This window comes from Burkholderia sp. 4M9327F10 (assembly GCF_005503145.1).
GTDB lineage: Bacteria > Pseudomonadota > Gammaproteobacteria > Burkholderiales > Burkholderiaceae > Paraburkholderia.
This window is the reverse complement of the sequence record NZ_SCNV01000001.1, coordinates 124,760-142,998: the sequence shown is the minus strand read 5'-3', so window position 1 is coordinate 142,998 and position 18,239 is coordinate 124,760. Positions and strand designations below refer to the sequence as shown.

Annotated in this window: 17 protein-coding genes; 14 read left to right on the top strand and 3 right to left on the bottom strand. The window is 62.7% G+C overall.

Translation table 11 applies throughout. The features are described from left to right. Positions 1 to 10: 10 nt before the first annotated feature. The 6 genes from FFS45_RS00640 to FFS45_RS00615 all read left to right on the top strand — a co-directional run bounded on the left by FFS45_RS00640 (position 11) and on the right by FFS45_RS00615 (position 5,714). Positions 11 to 487: a TIGR00725 family protein gene (locus FFS45_RS00640; protein ID WP_137953072.1), complete on the top strand. Its 477-nt coding sequence runs from the start codon at positions 11 to 13 to the stop codon at positions 485 to 487. Between the two features lie 107 nt (positions 488 to 594). Continuing rightward, positions 595 to 1,794 (top strand): porin, encoded by a 1,200-nt coding sequence (locus tag FFS45_RS00635; RefSeq protein WP_137953071.1) that lies wholly within the window; start codon positions 595 to 597, stop codon positions 1,792 to 1,794. 655 nt (positions 1,795 to 2,449) lie between these two features. Further along, the gene (locus FFS45_RS00630; protein ID WP_137952758.1) at positions 2,450 to 2,674 is read left to right on the top strand and encodes a hypothetical protein; all 225 of its coding nucleotides are present in this window, start codon (positions 2,450 to 2,452) and stop codon (positions 2,672 to 2,674) included. Positions 2,675 to 2,805: 131 nt separating this feature from the next. Further along, the gene (locus FFS45_RS00625; protein ID WP_137952757.1) at positions 2,806 to 3,135 is read left to right on the top strand and encodes a hypothetical protein; all 330 of its coding nucleotides are present in this window, start codon (positions 2,806 to 2,808) and stop codon (positions 3,133 to 3,135) included. 109 nt (positions 3,136 to 3,244) lie between these two features. After that, positions 3,245 to 4,108 carry a cytochrome c oxidase assembly protein gene (locus tag FFS45_RS00620; RefSeq protein ID WP_137952756.1) on the top strand — a complete coding sequence of 288 codons (864 nt, stop codon included), beginning with the start codon at positions 3,245 to 3,247 and terminating at the stop codon, positions 4,106 to 4,108. A gap of 73 nt (positions 4,109 to 4,181) precedes the next feature. After that, positions 4,182 to 5,714, top strand: coding sequence for a GGDEF domain-containing protein (locus tag FFS45_RS00615; protein WP_349292304.1), 1,533 nt, complete (start codon positions 4,182 to 4,184; stop codon positions 5,712 to 5,714). Positions 5,715 to 5,746: 32 nt separating this feature from the next. On the opposite strand, the gene zapE is transcribed toward FFS45_RS00615, so the two are convergent. The 3 genes from zapE to FFS45_RS00600 all read right to left on the bottom strand — a co-directional run bounded on the left by zapE (position 5,747) and on the right by FFS45_RS00600 (position 7,953). Then, positions 5,747 to 6,835 (bottom strand): cell division protein ZapE, encoded by a 1,089-nt coding sequence (gene zapE, locus FFS45_RS00610; RefSeq protein ID WP_137952755.1) that lies wholly within the window; start codon positions 6,833 to 6,835, stop codon positions 5,747 to 5,749. Positions 6,836 to 6,944: 109 nt separating this feature from the next. Next, positions 6,945 to 7,394, bottom strand: a complete 450-nt coding sequence (locus FFS45_RS00605; protein WP_137952754.1) for a hypothetical protein — start codon at positions 7,392 to 7,394, stop codon at positions 6,945 to 6,947. After that, positions 7,378 to 7,953 carry a nucleotidyltransferase domain-containing protein gene (locus tag FFS45_RS00600; RefSeq protein ID WP_137952753.1) on the bottom strand — a complete coding sequence of 192 codons (576 nt, stop codon included), beginning with the start codon at positions 7,951 to 7,953 and terminating at the stop codon, positions 7,378 to 7,380. Before FFS45_RS00600 ends, FFS45_RS00605 begins: the two co-directional genes overlap by 17 nt. Before the next feature lie 337 nt (positions 7,954 to 8,290). Between FFS45_RS00600 and deoC the strand changes: the two genes are divergently transcribed. The 8 genes from deoC to FFS45_RS00560 all read left to right on the top strand — a co-directional run bounded on the left by deoC (position 8,291) and on the right by FFS45_RS00560 (position 18,220). After that, on the top strand, positions 8,291 to 9,301 hold the full coding sequence (deoC, locus tag FFS45_RS00595; RefSeq protein WP_137952752.1) for a deoxyribose-phosphate aldolase: 1,011 nt from the start codon (positions 8,291 to 8,293) through the stop codon (positions 9,299 to 9,301). A gap of 13 nt (positions 9,302 to 9,314) precedes the next feature. Continuing rightward, complete coding sequence (locus FFS45_RS00590) at positions 9,315 to 11,711, top strand: aldehyde dehydrogenase family protein (protein ID WP_137952751.1); 2,397 nt, start codon at positions 9,315 to 9,317, stop codon at positions 11,709 to 11,711. A gap of 50 nt (positions 11,712 to 11,761) precedes the next feature. Further along, on the top strand, positions 11,762 to 12,238 hold the full coding sequence (locus tag FFS45_RS00585) for an RbsD/FucU family protein (protein WP_137952750.1): 477 nt from the start codon (positions 11,762 to 11,764) through the stop codon (positions 12,236 to 12,238). Continuing rightward, positions 12,235 to 13,197, top strand: coding sequence for a ribokinase (rbsK, locus tag FFS45_RS00580; protein ID WP_137952749.1), 963 nt, complete (start codon positions 12,235 to 12,237; stop codon positions 13,195 to 13,197). Before FFS45_RS00585 ends, rbsK begins: the two co-directional genes overlap by 4 nt. Before the next feature lie 110 nt (positions 13,198 to 13,307). Then, positions 13,308 to 14,336 carry an ABC transporter permease gene (locus FFS45_RS00575; protein ID WP_137952748.1) on the top strand — a complete coding sequence of 343 codons (1,029 nt, stop codon included), beginning with the start codon at positions 13,308 to 13,310 and terminating at the stop codon, positions 14,334 to 14,336. Between the two features lie 117 nt (positions 14,337 to 14,453). Then, positions 14,454 to 15,458: an autoinducer 2 ABC transporter substrate-binding protein gene (locus FFS45_RS00570; RefSeq protein WP_137952747.1), complete on the top strand. Its 1,005-nt coding sequence runs from the start codon at positions 14,454 to 14,456 to the stop codon at positions 15,456 to 15,458. Between the two features lie 156 nt (positions 15,459 to 15,614). After that, positions 15,615 to 17,147, top strand: coding sequence for a sugar ABC transporter ATP-binding protein (locus FFS45_RS00565; RefSeq protein ID WP_137952746.1), 1,533 nt, complete (start codon positions 15,615 to 15,617; stop codon positions 17,145 to 17,147). Between the two features lie 26 nt (positions 17,148 to 17,173). Next, on the top strand, positions 17,174 to 18,220 hold the full coding sequence (locus tag FFS45_RS00560) for an ABC transporter permease (protein ID WP_137952745.1): 1,047 nt from the start codon (positions 17,174 to 17,176) through the stop codon (positions 18,218 to 18,220). Positions 18,221 to 18,239 lie beyond the last annotated feature (19 nt).

Sequence of the window (18,239 nt, the reverse complement as noted above, 5' to 3'; positions counted from 1 at the left end):
GCGCCACGCCATGCCGGTGGGCCTGATCGGTCCACGCGAGGCGAGCGCGGAGCAGTTGTCGTCAGCGAGAAATCTGGCCTATGCATTGGCGGGCGCCGGCATGGCCCTGCTGTGCGGCGGCAAAGGCGGCGTGATGGAAGCGGCCGCTTGCGGCGCGAAAGCGGCCGGCGGTGTGGTGATCGGATTGCTGCCTGAAGAGGATGTGGCGCAGGCGAACCCGTACCTCACCGTCGCCTTGCCGACCGGGCTGGGGATTACTCGCAATGCGCTGATTGCACGCGCGTCGATCTGCCTGATTGCAGTGGGCGGTGGGCTCGGCACGCTCTCCGAGATGGCTCTCGGCCTGCAATGGGGCAAGCCGGTGTTTACTTCCTGCGGCGCGCCCCATGTGCAGGGCGCGCATGGGTTTGACGACATCGATCAACTGGTGGTGACGGTGGCGAAGTGGCTGGCGGCGGAGGGCATGGCCGTAGTGGCGGCGGATTGAATCCGGCGGCTTACGCCAGGCCCGGAGCGTTGCGGCACTGAATCAGCAAGGCAGTGTGTTTGAACAAGGCGGTCGAGGTTTTATTAACACATAGGAATCCTAACATGATGAAAAAATCACTTTTCGCTCTGGTTGCCCTTAACGGGTTTTGTGCAGCAGCCCACGCTCAGGGGAGCGTGACGCTATACGGTATCGTCGACGCCGGTCTGGGTTACACCAGCAACCAGGCGGTCGTGCAGACGGCAGGCAAGGTGGGCACGCCCGCGGTGCTGGTCGGCAAGTCGAACTACACCTTCACGAGCGGCACCTGGTCGGGCAGCCGCTGGGGCCTGAAGGGCAAGGAAGATCTGGGCGACGGCCTGGCGGCGATTTTCCAGCTCGAAAACGGCTTTAACGTCGGCACCGGCCAGCTCGGGCAGAGCAGCCGCGAGTTCGGCCGCCAGGCGTTCATGGGCCTGTCCAGCACGAAGTACGGTACCTTGACGATGGGCCGCCAGTACGACCCGATCGTCGACTTCGTCGGCTCGATCGGACCGACCAGCTTCCTGACCGGCATGGCCGCGCACCCGGGTGACCTCGACAATATCGACAACCAGTCGCGCGAGAACAACTCGCTCAAGTATGTGACGCCGTCGTTCGGCGGCCTGCAACTGGGCGCGCTGTACGGCTTCGGCAACCAGGCGGGCAGCTTCAAGAACGAGAGCACGTGGAGCCTGGGTGGCCAGTACACGCACGGTCCGTTTGCGCTTGGCGTGGCCTACCTGCAGGCGAACAATATCTACGGCTCGACCGGCGGTACGTGGACCAGCTCGTATGACGGCACGTTCTCGTCGTCGATCAACCAGGGCTTCGCCACGGCGCAGAACATGCAGATCATCGCGGCGTCGAGCACGTACCTGATCGGGGCGGTGACGCTGGGCGTGTCGTACAGCAACACGCAGTACAAGGCGAGCAGCTTCTCGCTGTTCAAGGGCAAGGAGACCTTCAACTCGGCGGGCGCGACGGCCTCGTGGCAGGTCAACCCGGAGTTGCGCGTGGCAGCAGGCTATGACTACACGGCGGGCACGTCGATCCAGGGCCAGTCGGGTCCGAAGTACAACCAGTTCAACCTGTCGACGTTCTACTTCCTGTCCAAGCGCACAGCGCTGTACGGTCTGCTCGGCTACCAGAAGGCGAGCGGCAAGACGCTCGACCAGTACGGCAACATCGTGAACGCAACGGCCTCGATCGGCGACGTGGCCAACGGCATCTCGTCGGCCGGCGATACGCAGACGCTGGTGCGTGTGGGTATACGGCACACGTTCTAGGCGTCGGCGTAAGGGCAAATGCATTCGCGCCGGGGCGCGTGAACGTGTTTGCGCGCCTTCTGAGCGGTGCGCTACGACTGACAAGGGCAGCCTGGGGTGTCGAAACCCCGGGCTGCCGTCGTTCAATATATGGCCTCAACGGCCTGAATCATCTCAGCCGGCGCTGCCCGAAAACCGCGGGAACGGCTCGAATCCAGGAAGACATTCAACTCCGTCTGATCCGCGCGGGTGAGCGCGCAGAGTAGTCAGAGGCGAGCCAGGCGCGAATTTTTACGACATTTTTATTTCATCACCGCAATTGACTCGGCCGCGCGCGTGTGACGAATTTCGCTCACTTTGTTGATTGTTTTCAATGTGATTTATACCCTTGAGTCTCTCAACGGCGTCAGGTAGGCCAGCGCGGAAAAGCTCGTGCAACAGCCCGTGGAGCTTACGCGGGCTACACACTCAGTGCAGCACTAGCTGTCTACGAGCTTGCGCCTTGCCATTCACGCCTATTTAGGTATTATTTCACATTATTTTAAGATTTAGCCAATTTAGACAAATCTGTCTAGTTGGCTTTTCATTTAAGATGGGTGCTTGTCTGGTTAGGGAAGTAATAACGTGAGTATGGCATTTTTATGGCTCATTGTTTTAGTCAGCGCAGATGCATTGAATGAAGAATCGAGTGCCGATGGGGGTTGTTGTGGTTGACTGGATCGAAGTCGTGATCGGGTTGATGATCCTGAATTTTGTGCTGTTCATCGGCTCCTGCCTGCTGGAACTCTTTTCCATCAACAAGGAATCGCGCCGGCTCGACGAAATGCTCGACGGGCAACGCAGGGCTGCGGGGCTGGAGAGCCGCAAGCCGGCGCCGGTATCGAACCGCTGGCGCCGCTAGCCTCAGGTTGCGCGCCAAACGGCCGTTAACCCGATTGTCGTTATCCCGATCGTGTCTACAATCGATCGCCGCCACCTTGCGCCCCTTCGCAAGGTCCGGCGGTCCAACCACTATATAAATGGAGGGGTCACATGATTCGCGCGTATGCCTTGATGCTGGCTGCCATCCTGCTTGCCGCGCTGGCAGGGTGCGGCAACAAGGAAGGCGACGAGTTTATCGGCAAGTGGCAGAGCACCAAAGGCCGGGAAAGTGTCGAGATCTCCCGTAATGACGACGGCTTTATCATCGCCAACACTACCTCGGGCGGGATGAAGGGCGCGATGGCGTCGGCCTCGTACCGCAACGGTGTGCTGGAGGTCAATGCGACGGGCGGGCTCGAAAGCGTCATCTACGACAGGCAGCACGACATGCTCGTGCTGCCCACCATGACGGGCATGACTCCGTTCACGCGAGTGCAGTGACCGTGCCCGGCGCGCGCACTCGGGCCGGAACCCTTGTTACCATGTGGGTCGTTGCATAGGCTGCGCGTCCGCCCGGACGTGCAGGCCTGTGGTTACCGTCGAATCCACCATGCCGCTCATCCGCCTGCTTGACCCATGGGAGCCGTCGTTTGCTCTCGTCGCCGTTTTCGTCGCGGTGGCCGTGCTGTTTGCGCGCGGCTCGCGCCGCCTTCGTATCGGCGTGGTTCGGCGGGTGGCGTTCTGGAGCGGGCTCGGGCTCTTCTATATTGCGCTGCACACACGGCTCGACTATTACGCCGAGCATCAGTTCTTCGTTCATCGGCTCCAGCACCTGGTGTTGCACCACCTGGCGCCGCTGATCCTGATGGCCGCCTATCCGGGCAGCGCTTTGCGCGCCGGCTTGCCGCTGCGCTGGCGTAGTGCGCTGCGGCGCTGGCAACGCCGCAGGTCCGTGCGTCTGGTTGCCGCGATCGTGCTGCATCCCACCTTTATCTCCGCTGCATTTGTCGTCTCCGTGGTGTTCTGGCTGATTCCGTCGATCCAGTTCATCGCCATGCTGGACTGGCGCATCTATACCTTCATGAACTGGTCGGTGGCGGTAAGCGGCCTGCTGTACTGGTGGATGCTGCTCGACCACCGTCCCAGCCCGCCGAGCCGTACCCGGCCCGGTCTGCGTGTTCTGTCGCCGGTCATCACCATGACGCCGCAGATTCTGGTGGGCGCGATCATCACGTTCTCCTCGCATGACCTCTATCCGGTGTTTACGCTCTGCGGCCGCGCGTTTACGTCGCTGCCGCCCGCGCTCGACCAGAGCCTGGGCGGTCTCATCATGTGGGTGCCGGCGGGCGTGCTTGAAGCGATTGGCGCAATGATGGCGCTGCGCCACATGATGCGGTTGTCGGCCTTGCCGCCACGCGTGCCGCCCAAGGCCAAACGCGGCAGGCCAGGCGGCAAGACCGCGCTGCAAGGTTGAGTGCGGCGGCAGGCGCGCAGCAAGCGCGCTTGCCCTGAAGCGAACATATTCGCTACCGTGGGGAGGCACGTACGTGTCGGGACGACGGGTTCTAACCTTGCGCTACCGGCTGGCCCGGCGCGCGGTCGAAAGACGGGCGCAGATTTTCCGCTGGATCGGACGGCATCCGTTGCTCGCGGGCATGGTCGGCATGCTTGCCGCGAGCCTGATGGCGGCGCTGACGTTCCTCGCGTTCTACAACGGCCGCGCGGAGGAACTCCGGCATGCCGCCGAGAATTCGCACAATCTTGTCGCGATCATTGCCGCGGATCTGCAGCGCAGCGTGGCAATCTACGATGTCTCGCTGCAAGGCGTGGTGGCCGATGCCGAGCGCCCGGAAACGTGGACGCTGCCGTTGTATGTGCGCCAGCGCGTGCTGTTCGATCGCGGCATGAGTTCGTGGTTCTTCGGTGACGCCTATGTGCTCGACGCACAAGGTTACGTGAAAGCGTCGCAGACCGGGCGGGCCTATCCCGGCATTTCGTTCGCGAGGCGTGACTACTTCCTTGTGCATCAGGCCAACCCTTCGCTCGGGCTCTATATTTCCCGGCCGTATGCCTCGCAAGTCCGCAACGGTGCGTTGGCGGTGGCCATCTCGCGGCGGATCAACGGACCGAATGACGCCTTCGCCGGGGTCGCACTGGTCAGTTTCCGGATCGAGTATTTCGGGCAACTGGTGGACCGTATCGATCTCGGCCCGAACGGAGGCGCCTTCATCATGCTCGACGACGGCACGCTGCTCGCGGGCCGGCCGGCGACGCACGGCGGGGTTGGCGCCAACTATGCGAATACGCCGATCTTTCCGCTGCTGGCAAAACAGCAGTCAGGCACGTTTGTGTCGAAGGACAGCGCAGATCGCGTCGAACGCATCTATACCTTCGCGCATGTGCCAGGCGCACCGCTGATCGTGGGAATTGCTCCGGCTGTGGACGACGTGCTCGCGAACTGGCGGGACCGCAGCGAGCTCGCGCTGCTGATGACGGCACTATTTGGCGGCGCGTATGTGGTGGTGTCGTGGCTGTTCGCCTTTGCGCTGCGCGACAAGGTGCTGGCCGAAGCGGAGTTACAGCGCATTGCCTCGACCGACGCGTTGACCGGGCTCAATAACCGCCGCGCCTTCGACCACCGGCTCGCGCAGGAATGGCGACGGGCGGTGCGCGAGCGCACACCGCTGGCGCTGCTGTTCATGGACATCGACTATTTCAAGCGCTTCAACGACACCTATGGCCACGCGATGGGCGACGAGGTGCTGAGCGTCGTGGCCGAGCGCATTGTATCGGGCACGCGGCGCCCGCTCGATTTTGCCGCGCGATACGGCGGCGAGGAGTTCGCGGTCGTGCTGCCGAATACCGAGCTTGAGGGGGCGCTCAAGGTGGCGGAAAAGATCCGCAAGCGTGTCGAATCGGCGGGACTCGAAAATAACGGAGCTGAAAGCGGTCATGTGACGATCAGCGTGGGTTGCTCGGCATGCCGGCCGCACGAGGGGGGCAGCGCAGCGAAGCTGCTGGCGGCAGCCGATGCGCAGCTCTACGCTGCCAAAGCCGCGGGACGTAATCAGGTGCGATGAGCGCAAACCGGGAGCATCCGGCAGGCCGCGTGTTACACGGGATAAACCGTGGTATCTGACGAAACCTGCTCCCCGTCGAACGGATTCGGGTATGCGCGCGATTGCATCTCCGCGAGCCGGCTCAGCGTGCGCGACAGGTCATGCGCGCCTTCCAGGTTGCCAAGCGCGCTTGCGATGGGTTGATCCGAGGCGATGAACAAAGCCCGTTTGCGGTCGTAAAAGATATCGACCAGCCACACGAAACGCTGCAGCGTATGTGCTTTGGCGAGCGCATGCGTGTGCAACGGGTCGACAATCAGGCCTTGCCAGCGCTCGGCGAGGTCCAGATAGTCGAGATGCGAGCGGCTTGCGCCGCATAGTTCGTCGAACCCCACCCACATCAACGCGGCGCCGGCCGCGTGGACACGCAACGGCCGGCCGGCGGCGGAGAGCGTTTGCGGCCCTAGGGCGTTTTCACCTTCAACCGCTACGAAAAGCCGTCGCACCTGCTCGCCGGTGCTGGCGCCGAGCGGCGCAAAAAAGCGCGGCCTCTCTGCTGCCGCGCCGCTGAAGCGGTAGTCCCGCGCGCCGTCGAAAGGAATCAGCGTGAAGTGTTGTTCGATGAGCGCGATGGTCGGCTCGAAACGCTCGTGGAATTCCGGATTCGGCAGCAGACTCCGCGGCGCGTAGTTCGACGTCAGCACGATACGCGTGCCGAGTGCGAGCGCGACTTCGAGAAAGCGGCCAAGCAGAAACGCATCGGCGATATCGTGGACGTGAAATTCGTCGAAGCACAGCAGGGCGATGCCATCGAGCCACTGCCGCGACACCGAGCCGAGCCGGTCGTCGCCGCGCGGTTCGTTGACGAGCCGCCGGTTTATCTCGCGCAGAAATTCGTGGAAGTGGATGCGGCGTTTGGTGCATTCGGCCAGTTCGAACACGGTATCGACTACGAGGCTCTTGCCGCGTCCGGGCAAGCCGTGACAGTAGACACCCAGCGGCGTTGGCGCATGACCAGGGGATCTGCGCCGCGCGGGGCCGCCGAGCAGCGCGACGAGTGCGGCAATCGCCGCACGCTGGCTGGCGTCGGGCACGATCGCACGGGGCGCGAGGGCGCTCACGACGCGAGCTTCGTCAATCATGGTGCTGCGACTCCGGCAGGGGAACGGTTTGGGGGCGGCGCCAGGGTGCTTTGTACGTCAGGCGCGATCTTCGCATGAACATGAGGCGCGTGCTACGAACGGCGGCGACTCAGACATTCCCGGTCTGAGTCAACACGCTGACCACAGGGAGATACTTCCGCAGGATATCGATGAGCGCTTTTGCTTCCGCTTTGGATATGGGGGGAATCGGAGAAATGTATGACGTGTCGTTGCGCCGACCGTGAGCGTTGGTGACCAGCTTGATCTCGGTGCTGTTCATCTTCAGATCCGCGCAAACGCGCTGGATGGCGGCATTTCTACCCGCGTCCTTGATGCGAACTTCGTAAAATTCCAGGACCGCCTGTACGACCTGAAAAAAGCCTTCGTACGCCGCTGAGAACGCCGGCATATAGATATCCTCCGCGTTCATGAGTAGCTGCGCAGCCCCAAGGAAGGCGTCTGCATTCTTGAGATAAGCATCAATGGCGCCGGGCGTTGCTGCCTGCTCGACGAATACCCTGGCCTTGATCAGATTGGAATATTCAACGGGACGGGTCATCGGGAAGTATGTGAAGCTTTGGTCCTTGCGCGATGGCAGCTACGACTGTGTCGTTTTCCACCAATGCGCTCCATTCCTCACGATCATATAACGTCATATGAATTGGCCGTCCTATATTTTTCTCAAGCGCAAGCATCGCGTCGGTGAGCTCGATAAGGGATGTCGTTCCAACGATCATCAGGTCGACGTCACTCCTGAAACCATCCGTTCCCTTGGCGACCGATCCAAAAATAAAGGCAGCGTCGACTTGCGACTGGAACGGCCGAAGGGCTTCCCGGAATGGCTCCACAAGGCCAAACGACTTTGCGACGATAGCCCGAAGCTCGGGGTACAGCGCAAAGTCGGTGTTGACGCGAATGCTTCGCTGGCGCCCGTTGCGCGCATCTTCCAGAAGCACGCCTGCGTCGAGCAGGCGCTGAACCTGCCTTTGGGCATTTCCGCGTCCTGCTGACGATGTGTCTAATAGCTCCGTCAGTCTGAAGGACCGATCCGGTGATCCGTATAGGCGACCGAGAACCTGCTGCATTCCAGCAGGAATCATGAAGTCGGCAATACTCATGGCAAGTCTCCAGATGCGCTTCAGAGCGCGTGAGCGACCAAGGGGGCACGCCCGCCAAGTATATACCCAAAATGGGTAGCTACGTACCCAAAATGGGTATGTAACTACCCATTTTGGGTACAAAACCCCCTTGCTTGGCTGCACCTACCGGTTCAGCACTGTCATCCGAATTCAAACACAGCCCCTGCCGTTGCACCCTTCATCACGCAAATCGCATATATCTATTGCGAGGAAATGATCGTAACGCCTACTTGTTACGATTCTATCATTCGATGTAGGATGGTTGCGAATTAACCATCAGCCGTTGTTGTGCGTCGCACAAAATCACGGACGTCCCATGCCTGAAGCTCCTTCTTTGTCGTCATCGGTCATCGCGCTGCGGCGCGGCGTGGCCGCTCATCCAGAACGCAATCCGGGCGTGCCGTTCGACGCCGCCTGGCTCGACGGTCTGCGCGTCAATCAGTCCGCGGTGGAGCGGCGCACGGCCACGCTCGGTACACGCCGCACCGTCAAGAAAGACGCGCAGGCGGCGTGGCTGTTAAAGGCCGTCACCTGTATCGATCTGACCACCCTGAACGGTGACGACACCGAGGGCCGCGTTCGGCGCCTCTGTGCGAAAGCGCGCCAGCCGGTGCGCGCCGATATCCTCAGCGCGCTCGGCATCGCGCCGCAAGCCATCACCACCGGCGCGGTGTGTGTGTATCACCGCTTCGTCGCGGCCGCGGTCGATGCGCTGCAAGGCAGCGGCATTCCCGTTGCGGCAGTGTCCACGGGTTTTCCGGCCGGACTGATTCCCCATCCGCTTAAGCTGAAAGAGATTGAAGCGTCGGTGGCCGATGGGGCGCAGGAGATCGATATCGTCGTCACGCGCGAGCATGTGCTCACGGGCAACTGGCAAGCGCTGTACAACGAAGTGCGCGACTTCCGCGCGGCTTGCGGCCCGGCGCATCTGAAAGCCATCCTCGCCACCGGCGATATCCGCACGCTGTCGAATGTGGCGCGCGCCTCGATGGTCTGCATGATGGCGGGCGCCGATTTCATCAAGACGTCTACCGGCAAGGAAGGCGTGAACGCGACGCTCGACGTGTCGCTGGTGATGGTGCGCATGATTCGCGACTATTACGAGCGCACCGGCGTCGTGATCGGCTTCAAGCCGGCCGGCGGCGTCTCCAGCGCCAAATCCGTGCTGACGTACCAGATCCTCATGAAAGAAGAGCTGGGGCGCGCATGGCTCGAACCGGAACTGTTCCGTATCGGTGCATCGAGCCTTCTCGCCGACATCGAACGCCAGCTTGAACACCACGTGAGCGGCCGTTACTCCGCCTTCAACCGTCACCCCGTTGCCTGAACAGACCGATCCCATGAGCGTAGCCGAATATTTTTCTTCGATGGAGTACGGTCCCGCACCCGAGGACGATCAGCCCGCACGCGCCTGGCTGGCGCAGCACGAGGCGAGCTTCGGGCATTTCATCGGCGGTGCGTGGCGTGCGCCGGCCGCGGGTGAGCGCTTCGAATCGCGCGAACCTGCCACCGGCGAGTTGCTTGCGCATATCGCCCAGGGCGATGCCGCTGATATCGACGCGGCGGTCGCGGCCGCCCGCGCCGCGCAGCCGGGTTGGCTGGCGCTGGGCGGCGCCGGACGGGCGCGTCATCTGTATGCATTGGCGCGCATGGTGCAGCGTCACAGCCGCCTCTTTGCCGTACTCGAGGCGCTCGACAACGGCAAGCCGATTCGCGAGACGCGCGACATCGACGTGCCGCTGGTTGCCCGTCACTTTCTGCACCACGCAGGCTGGGCGCAACTGCAGGACAGCGAGTTCGCGGACTTTGCACCGTTAGGCGTGGTCGGCCAGATCGTGCCGTGGAATTTCCCGCTGCTGATGCTCGCATGGAAGATTGCCCCGGCGATTGCCACCGGCAATTGCGTCGTGCTCAAGCCGGCCGAATACACGCCGCTGACCGCCTTGCTGTTCGCCGAACTGGCGCATCGTGCCGGCTTGCCGGCGGGCGTGCTGAACGTGGTGACCGGCGACGGCCGCACCGGTGCGGCGCTTGTCGAGCATCCCGCGGTGGATAAGCTTGCCTTCACCGGCTCCACCGAAGTGGGCCGGCAGATTCGTTCGATTACCGCGGGGTCGGGCAAGTCGCTGACACTCGAACTGGGCGGCAAGTCGCCGTTCATCGTGTTCGACGATGCGGACCTGGACGGGGCGGTCGAGGGCGTTGTCGACGCCATCTGGTTCAACCAGGGCCAAGTCTGCTGCGCGGGTTCGCGCCTGCTGGTGCAAGAGGGCGTAGAAGCGCGTTTCATCGAGAAGCTCAAGCGCCGCATGGAGACCTTGCGCGTGGGTCCGTCGCTCGACAAGAGCATCGACCTGGGCGCGATTGTCGATCCAGTGCAGCTCGAACGGATTCAATCGCTGGTCGACGCGGGCCGCCGCGAGGGCTGCGCGGTGTGGCAGTCGTCCGAGGTCGCGCTGCCTGCGCAAGGCTGCTATTACCCGCCGACCCTCGTGACTGGCGTGGCGCCCGCATCGACGCTCGCCCAGGAAGAGATTTTCGGGCCCGTGCTGGTGACGATGAGTTTCCGCACGCCGGATGAAGCGGTCGCGCTGGCCAACAACACGCGCTATGGTCTCGCAGCGAGTGTCTGGAGCGAAACGATTGGCCGCGCGCTGGATGTCGCGCCGCGACTTGCCGCGGGCGTCGTCTGGATCAATGCGACTAACCTGTTCGATGCGGCGGTGGGCTTTGGCGGTTATCGCGAGTCAGGCTATGGCCGCGAAGGCGGGCGCGAGGGCATTTACGAATACCTCAAGCCGCGTGCCTGGCTTAAGCTGGCCGAGCGTTCTGCACGCGCGGCATCTACGCGTGTGGGTTCATCCGACGCGCTCGCGACTCCTTCGAACGTCACGCCTATTGATCGCACTGCCAAGCTCTTTATCGGCGGCAAGCAGGTGCGCCCCGACGGCGGCTATTCGCTGCCGGTGTACGGCCCAAATGGTGAGACGGTCGGCGAAGTGGGCGAAGGCAACCGCAAGGACATTCGCAATGCCGTCGAGGCGGCGCGCGGTGCGGCGAAGTGGTCGCAGGCCAGCACGCACAACCGGGCTCAGGTACTGTATTACTTCGCTGAGAACCTGGCTGTACGGGCCGACGAATTTGCCCGGCAACTGGTCGTGCGCACCGGTGTGACGGAAGCGGCAGCGCACGCGGAAGTCGAAGCTGCGATAACGCGGTTGTTTACTTACGGCGCGTGGGCCGACAAGTTCGACGGTGCGGTGCATACGCCGCCGCTGCGCGGCGTGGCGCTGGCGATGCACGAACCGCTTGGCGTGATCGGTGTGGCGTGCCCGGACGAAGCGCCGTTGCTCGCCTTCGTCTCGCTGGTGGGACCGGCGCTGGCGATGGGCAACCGCGTAGTGGTGCTGCCGGGCGAAGCCTCCCCGTTGACTGCGACCGACCTGTATCAGGTCGTCGAAACCTCGGACATTCCGGCCGGCGTGTTGAACATCGTGACGGGCGAGCGCGCGGCCTTGCTGCCCGCGCTCGCGAAACACGACGACGTCGACGCGCTCTGGTGCTTCGGCAGCGCCGCGGATTCCGCGCTGGTCGAGCGTGCCTCGGTAGGCAACCTGAAGCGCACCTTTGTCGATCATGGCCGTCAGTTCGACTGGTTCGACCGCTCGAGCGAAGGGCCGGCGTGGCTGCGCCAGGCCGTGCAAGTGAAGAATATCTGGATCCCTTACGGAGACTGACCGTCTGAACGTGGACGGGCAGCAGGCAGATCGAACATGGAGGAGACACTGTGCTAAAGAATCTGGACCCGCTGTTGAATGCCGATGTGCTGCACGCGCTGCGCGCGATGGGCCACGGCGACGAAGTGGTGATTTGCGACGCGAATTTCCCGGCCGACTCCGTTGCGCGTGCAACGGTGCTGGGCAAGCTGCTGCGCATCGACGGGGCGGATGCCGCGAGCGCGGTTCGCGCGGTATTGTCCGTGCTGCCGCTCGACACCTTTGTCGACCATCCGGCGCTGCGCATGGAAGTGGTGGGTGAACCGGACACGATTCCCGTCGTGCAGCGCGAAGCTCAAGCGGAAGTGAATGCCGCCGAAGGACGCGACCTGACGTTTGGCTCGATCGAACGTTTCGCTTTCTATGAACGGGCGAAAGCCGCGTATTGCGTGATCGCAACCGGTGAGCGGCGCGGCTATGGCTGCTTTGTGTTCAAGAAGGGTGTGTTGCTGGCGCCGGACGTTGCAAGCACGGAGCACAGAAAATGACTACGCGGTCCGAACCGAACGGGCGCGTCGTCATTCTCGGCATCTATGTGACCGACCTGACTTTCCGCGCTGAACGGATGCCGCTGATCGGCGAGACCATCGCCGGTTCGGCTTTTGCAATGGGGCCGGGTGGCAAAGGCTCGAACCAGGCCGTCGCGGCGGCGCGTGCCGGCGCACAGGTGGTGTTCTGCACGCGCATCGGCAACGACGCGTTCGGCGCCATTGCGCGCTCGACATGGGCCGCCGAAGGCATCACCGCCCGCGCTACGGAAGTGCCCGGCGTCTCCACGGGGGCCGCGCATATCTTTGTCGACGACATCAACGGCAAGAACGCGATCATCGTGGCCGCCGGTGCAGCGGGGACGATGAATGCGGGCGATGTCGATGCCATCGAAGCGGATATAGCCGCCGCCCAGGTATTTGTCACGCAACTGGAGCAACCGCTCGCCGCCGCGCGGCGCGGTCTTGAAGTCGCGCGCCGGCACGGCGTGACCACCGTGTTCAATCCGGCGCCTGCGTTGCCGCTCGACGACGATATTTTCCCGCTGTGCGACTACATCACGCCGAATGAAACCGAAGCCGCTGCGTTGACCGGCGTGCCGATCCAGAACGCCGACGATGCGCGCCGTGCCGCCGAGGTGCTGCTGGCCAAGGGCGTGGGCACGGTGATCGTGACGCTCGGCGAGGCTGGGGCGCTGCTGCATTCGGCAACGCAATCGGTGCGGGTGCCGGCGTTCCAATGCGGCCGGGTGGTGGAAACGGCAGGGGCGGGCGACGGTTTCACCGGCGGTTTCGCCGCGGCGCTGGCTCGTGGTGCAGACCCGGTGGAGGCGATGCGCTTCGGCTGTGCGCTAGCCGGTATTTCTGTGACGCGGCCGGGCACTGCGCCGTCGATGCCCACACTGAGCGAAGTGAACCAGCTATTGAGTCAAGCGGGCCTGACGGTGTCCACGCACTGACGGTTGCGTACACACGAGGCTCGATGAGCGTGGATGGTCCCAGAGGCGCATGAAGCACGCCTCAAAGGCCAACTGAAGTTTGCTGCAGTTTGAAGGAGTCTGTCTTCACCATGAAGTCCTCGTTCGCTGTTGGAAAACTGTTCGGCGACCGGCAACTGAATTTTCTGCTGGTCGTCAACGTCCTGGTGGTGCTGGTTGCGACGGGGCTGTCGCACGGCCAGTTCGTGGATATCGACAACCTCCAGTCAATGGGCAGCCAGTTGCCCGAACTCGGCCTGCTGGCGCTCGGCATCATGCTTTCGATGATTTCCGGCAACGGCGGCATCGACCTGTCCGGTGTCGGCCTTGCCAATCTGTCGGGCATGGTCGCCGCGCTGCTGGTGCCGAAGTTCATCAGCAGCGATGCCTCGCCGGTTGCCTATACCGCGCTGTTTTGTGCGATCGTCCTGGCAATGGGCCTGCTCGGCGGTTTGCTGAACGGCGTCGTGATTGCGAAGCTGCGGCTCACGCCGATTCTCTGCACGCTCGGCACGCAGTTGCTGTTTACCGGTATCGCCGTGGTGCTGAGCAACGGCGCATCGGTGCCGGTGGAATACGTCGACCAGCTTTCGGATATCGGTAACGGCACGGCGTTCCAGGTGCCGATCTCCTTCATCATCTTCATTGCCGCCATCATCGTGCTGGGCTGGCTGCTGCGGCGCAGTCCGTTCGGGCTGCGGCTGTACCTGATGGGCACCAACCCCAAAGCGGCGTTTTACGCGGGGATTCCGCGCGCCCGCATGCTGATTGTCACTTACACGATGTGCGGCGTGCTGGCCTCGCTGGCCGGTCTGATCAGCGCCACGCATACGTCGAGCGCGAAATGGGACTACGGCAATTCCTATCTGCTGATTTCGATCCTGATTGCGGTGATGGGCGGTGTGAATCCCGCTGGCGGCCGTGGCCGCATCATCTCAGTGTTCTTCGCCGCCACGGTGCTGCAGTTTCTCGCGAGCCTGTTCAATCTGCTCGGCGTGTCGCAGTTCTTCGGTGACTGCGCGTGGGGTTTTCTGCTCTTGCTGTCGCTGGCGTTTGCCGGTGGCGAGCGGGTGAGCGCGATCTTCGGTCTGGCACGCACGGACGCGGGCGCGAAGCGTTAGCGGCTGCGCCAGCGGTCAGACGGGTTTGAGTACCGGTTTAGTACGCGGCGGACATCGGGGCCCTGGATGTTCGCAATCGTTAAGAAGGGCGATAGCGAAAGAAAAAGGAGACATGGCATGAAATTGAATCGATTGAGCGTCGCGATCGCCGCCGGCGTTTTCGCGGTAGGGGTCATTGCCGCAGCGCAGGCTGCGACCAACGAGACGATCGTCACGGTGGTCAAGGTAACCGGTATTAACTGGTTCAACCGCATGGACGACGGCGTCAAGGAGTTCGGCAAGGACAACCCCGGCGTCACCGTGTATCAGACCGGCCCAGGCCAGGCTGACGCGGCCCAGCAACTGAAGATCATCGAAGACCTGATCGCCAAGAAGGTCGATGCATTGGCGGTGGTGCCCTACGATCCGCCGACGCTCGAACCGGCGCTGAAGAAGGCGATGGATCGCGGCATCAAGGTGGTCACGCATGAGGCCGACAACGAAAAGAACACGATGGTCGACATCGAAGCGTTCGACAACACGGCGTATGGCGCGGGCCTGAACGAGCGCCTCGCGTCGTGCATGCACGACGAAGGCAAATGGGCGGTGCTGGTCGGCTCGCTCGGCAGCCGCTCGCAGGTGCAATGGGCGGACGGCGGTATCGGAAACGCGAAGGCCAAGTATCCGAAGATGGATCTGGTCGAGCCGAAGCTCGAAACCAACAACGACGGCGAGCGCGCCTATGAAGTCGCCAAGGAAGTGCTGCGCAAGCATCCGGACCTGAAGGGCTTCCAGGGTTCGTCGTCGCTGGACGTGATCGGCATTGGCCGTGCAGTGGAAGAAGCCGGCATGCAAGGCAAGATTTGCGTGTACGGCACGGGTCTGCCGACCGAGGCCGGCAAGTTCCTCGAAAGCGGCGCCATTAACGGCATCGCCTTCTGGGATCCGAAGCTGGCGGGCATCGCCATGAACAAGATTGCGCTGATGCTGACCCAGGGCAAGACCGTGCATGACGGCGATGATCTGGGCATTCCGGGCTACACCAAGGTGACCGTCACCAAGGGACCCGGCAAGGGCATTATCGTGCGTGGCCAGGGCTGGGTGAATGTCGACAAGTCCAACTACAAGAACTTCCCGTTCTAGGCGCGACTCTCGTTGTTGCTGTGCACCGGGCCGTACCAGGAGCAGGAAAACTGGGGGCGGTCCGGTGTTTGCTGAGCATGTTGCCGATTCCTGTGTAACGGTGCGTCCGCGCCTCAATCGGGTGGCGGACGCATCCTTGAAGGTTGCGATGTGACTATGAATTCAGACGCTGCTTCTGTGCCGTTCCTGCAGGTGGTCGGCGTGCATAAACGCTTTACCGGCGTGCACGCGTTGCGTGGCGTGAGCCTGTCGTTCGAGCGCGGGCAGATTTATCATCTGCTGGGCGAGAACGGCTGTGGCAAGAGCACGCTGATCAAGATCATCTCGGGCGCGCAGCCGCCCGACGAAGGCGAACTCGTGATCGAGGGCGTGCGGCACGCGCGGCTGTCGGCGCTGGAATCGCTTGCTGCGGGCATCGAGACGGTGTATCAGGACCTCTCGCTGCTGCCTAATATGAGCGTCGCTGAAAACATCGGGCTGACTTCCGAGCTGGCCGAGCACAACGGACGTCTGGCTCGCACCTTCGACCGCCGTGCGCTGGCGAATACGGCCGCGCGAGCGCTCGCCGCGGTCGGTTTGCCCGGCGACGCAGCATTCCAGGCGACGCTCGTCGAGCAGTTGCCGCTCGCGACGCGCCAGCTTGTCGCCATTGCGCGGGCGATTGCGAGCGAGGCAAAGTTCGTCATCATGGACGAACCCACCACTTCGCTCACGCAGAAGGAAGTGGATAACCTGATTGCAGTGCTGGGCAAGCTTCGCGCAGACGGGGTGACGGTGCTGTTCGTCAGCCACAAGCTGGACGAATGCTACGCGATTGGCGGCGAGGTGATCGTGCTGCGCGACGGCCAGACTATGGCGCAGGGGCCGATCACAAACTACACGAAGGCCCAGATCAGCGAGCTGATGACTGGGCGGCATCTGTCTAGCGAGCGCTATCGCGAAGGCGCGTACGGCAAAGAGGTGGTACTCGACGTGAGCGGTCTGACGCGCAATGGACAGTTCGCCGAGGTGTCGTTCTCGCTGCATCGCGGCGAGATTCTTGGCGTGACGGGGTTGCTGGATTCGGGCCGCAATGAGCTGGCGCGAGCTTTGGCGGGCGTGGCGCCGGCGCAGCATGGCGAGATCGTGCTCGACGGCAAGCGCATTGCGTTGCGCACGCCGTCGGACGCCAAGGACCACCGCATTGGCTACGTGCCGGAAGACCGGCTGAACGAAGGGCTCTTTCTCGACAAGCCGATTCGCGACAACGTGATCACTGCGATGATCTCGAGCCTGCGCGACCGCTTCGGCCAGGTCGACCGGGCCAGGGCGCAAACGCTCGCCGTCGAGACCGTCAAGGAGTTGCAGATCGCCACGCCCGACGTCGACAAGCCCGTGCAATCGCTCTCAGGCGGCAACCAGCAGCGTGTGCTGATTGGCCGCTGGCTCGCTATCGATCCACGCGTGCTGATCCTGCACGGCCCGACGGTCGGCGTGGATGTCGGCTCCAAGGACATCATCTACCGGATCATGCAGCGCCTGTCGCAGCGCGGCATTGGGATTATCCTGATCAGCGACGATTTGCCCGAACTGCTGCAAAACTGCGACCGCATCCTGATGATGAAGAAGGGACGCGTCGCCAACGAATACCAGGCCGATCAGTTGAACGAAGCTGACCTGTATCACGCGCTGCTGTCGGAAGCTGCTTAAAGCGCTGTATAAAGGATGTCACTCGCATGAACTCGCGTATGAATCAGACCATGACCACGCCAACCGTCGTCGACGTTGCTCCTGAGGTAAAGCCGCCAGGCGTGCGCGCCAGGCTCGCACGTAACCCCGAGTGGTTCACGGCGGGGCTGATCGTCGTGATGTGCATCGTGGTGGGCGCAATCAATCCGCGCTTCTTCCAGCTTGCGACGCTGTTCGACATGCTGCATTCGGCGACTACGGTGTCGCTATTCGCGCTCGGCACATTGGTTGTGCTGGCCTCCGGCGGCATCGACGTGTCGTTTACGGCGATCGGCGCGCTGACCATGTATGCGATCACCAAGGCCGTGTTCGCATGGTGGCCCGACGAACCGTTTGCCCTGATCCTGATTACCGGAGCGCTCGGCGGCATCGTGCTCGGCCTGATCAACGGCATGCTCGTGCATCGTCTGAAAGCCCCTTCGCTGATCGTCACCATCGGCACGCAGTATCTGTATCGCGGGATTCTGTTGACCTTCATCGGCACGACGTTCTTCATGAACATCCCGCACAGCATGGACCGCTTCGGCCGCATTCCCCTGTTTTTCTACCAGACTGCAGATGGCTTGCGTGCGGTGCTGCCGGTTTCGGTGCTGGCGCTGGTGGCAGCGGCCGTGCTCACGTGGTGGCTGCTGAACCGCACCATGATGGGCCGTGGCGTTTACGCCATGGGCGGCAGTCTCGCGATTGCCGAGCGTCTTGGCTACAACCTGCGCGCGATCCACCTGTTCGTGTTCGGCTATACGGGCATGCTGGCGGGAATCGCGGGGATTTTGCACGTGTCGAATAACCGGCTCGCGAACCCCTTCGATCTGGTCGGGTCGGAACTCGATGTGATCGCGGCGGTGATCCTGGGCGGCGCGCGTATCACGGGCGGCACTGGAACCGTGGTCGGCACGTTGCTGGGGGTGGTGCTGGTCACGCTGATCAACAATGTGCTGATCCTGGTGGGTGTGCCTAGCACCTGGCAAAAGGTGATTATCGGCGCGTTCATTCTCCTCGCCGGTACGCTCTTCGCGTTGCAGCGCAAGAGCTGATGCGCTCAGTTTTTACCAG

What these genes read in the sequence shown, in the direction of transcription:
- deoC (WP_137952752.1), top strand. Translation starts at nt 8,291, where the DNA reads ATGCCTGAAGCTCCTTCTTTGTCGTCATCGGTCATCGCGCTGCGGCGC.
- FFS45_RS00560 (WP_137952745.1), top strand. Translation starts at nt 17,174, where the DNA reads ATGAACTCGCGTATGAATCAGACCATGACCACGCCAACCGTCGTCGAC.
- FFS45_RS00575 (WP_137952748.1), top strand. Translation starts at nt 13,308, where the DNA reads ATGAAGTCCTCGTTCGCTGTTGGAAAACTGTTCGGCGACCGGCAACTG.
- zapE (WP_137952755.1), bottom strand. Translation starts at nt 6,835, where the DNA reads ATGATTGACGAAGCTCGCGTCGTGAGCGCCCTCGCGCCCCGTGCGATC.
- FFS45_RS00625 (WP_137952757.1), top strand. Translation starts at nt 2,806, where the DNA reads ATGATTCGCGCGTATGCCTTGATGCTGGCTGCCATCCTGCTTGCCGCG.
- FFS45_RS00635 (WP_137953071.1), top strand. Translation starts at nt 595, where the DNA reads ATGAAAAAATCACTTTTCGCTCTGGTTGCCCTTAACGGGTTTTGTGCA.
- FFS45_RS00620 (WP_137952756.1), top strand. Translation starts at nt 3,245, where the DNA reads ATGCCGCTCATCCGCCTGCTTGACCCATGGGAGCCGTCGTTTGCTCTC.
- FFS45_RS00570 (WP_137952747.1), top strand. Translation starts at nt 14,454, where the DNA reads ATGAAATTGAATCGATTGAGCGTCGCGATCGCCGCCGGCGTTTTCGCG.
- FFS45_RS00590 (WP_137952751.1), top strand. Translation starts at nt 9,315, where the DNA reads ATGAGCGTAGCCGAATATTTTTCTTCGATGGAGTACGGTCCCGCACCC.
- FFS45_RS00565 (WP_137952746.1), top strand. Translation starts at nt 15,615, where the DNA reads ATGAATTCAGACGCTGCTTCTGTGCCGTTCCTGCAGGTGGTCGGCGTG.
- FFS45_RS00630 (WP_137952758.1), top strand. Translation starts at nt 2,450, where the DNA reads ATGAAGAATCGAGTGCCGATGGGGGTTGTTGTGGTTGACTGGATCGAA.
- FFS45_RS00600 (WP_137952753.1), bottom strand. Translation starts at nt 7,953, where the DNA reads ATGAGTATTGCCGACTTCATGATTCCTGCTGGAATGCAGCAGGTTCTC.
- FFS45_RS00605 (WP_137952754.1), bottom strand. Translation starts at nt 7,394, where the DNA reads ATGACCCGTCCCGTTGAATATTCCAATCTGATCAAGGCCAGGGTATTC.
- FFS45_RS00640 (WP_137953072.1), top strand. Translation starts at nt 11, where the DNA reads ATGCCGGTGGGCCTGATCGGTCCACGCGAGGCGAGCGCGGAGCAGTTG.
- rbsK (WP_137952749.1), top strand. Translation starts at nt 12,235, where the DNA reads ATGACTACGCGGTCCGAACCGAACGGGCGCGTCGTCATTCTCGGCATC.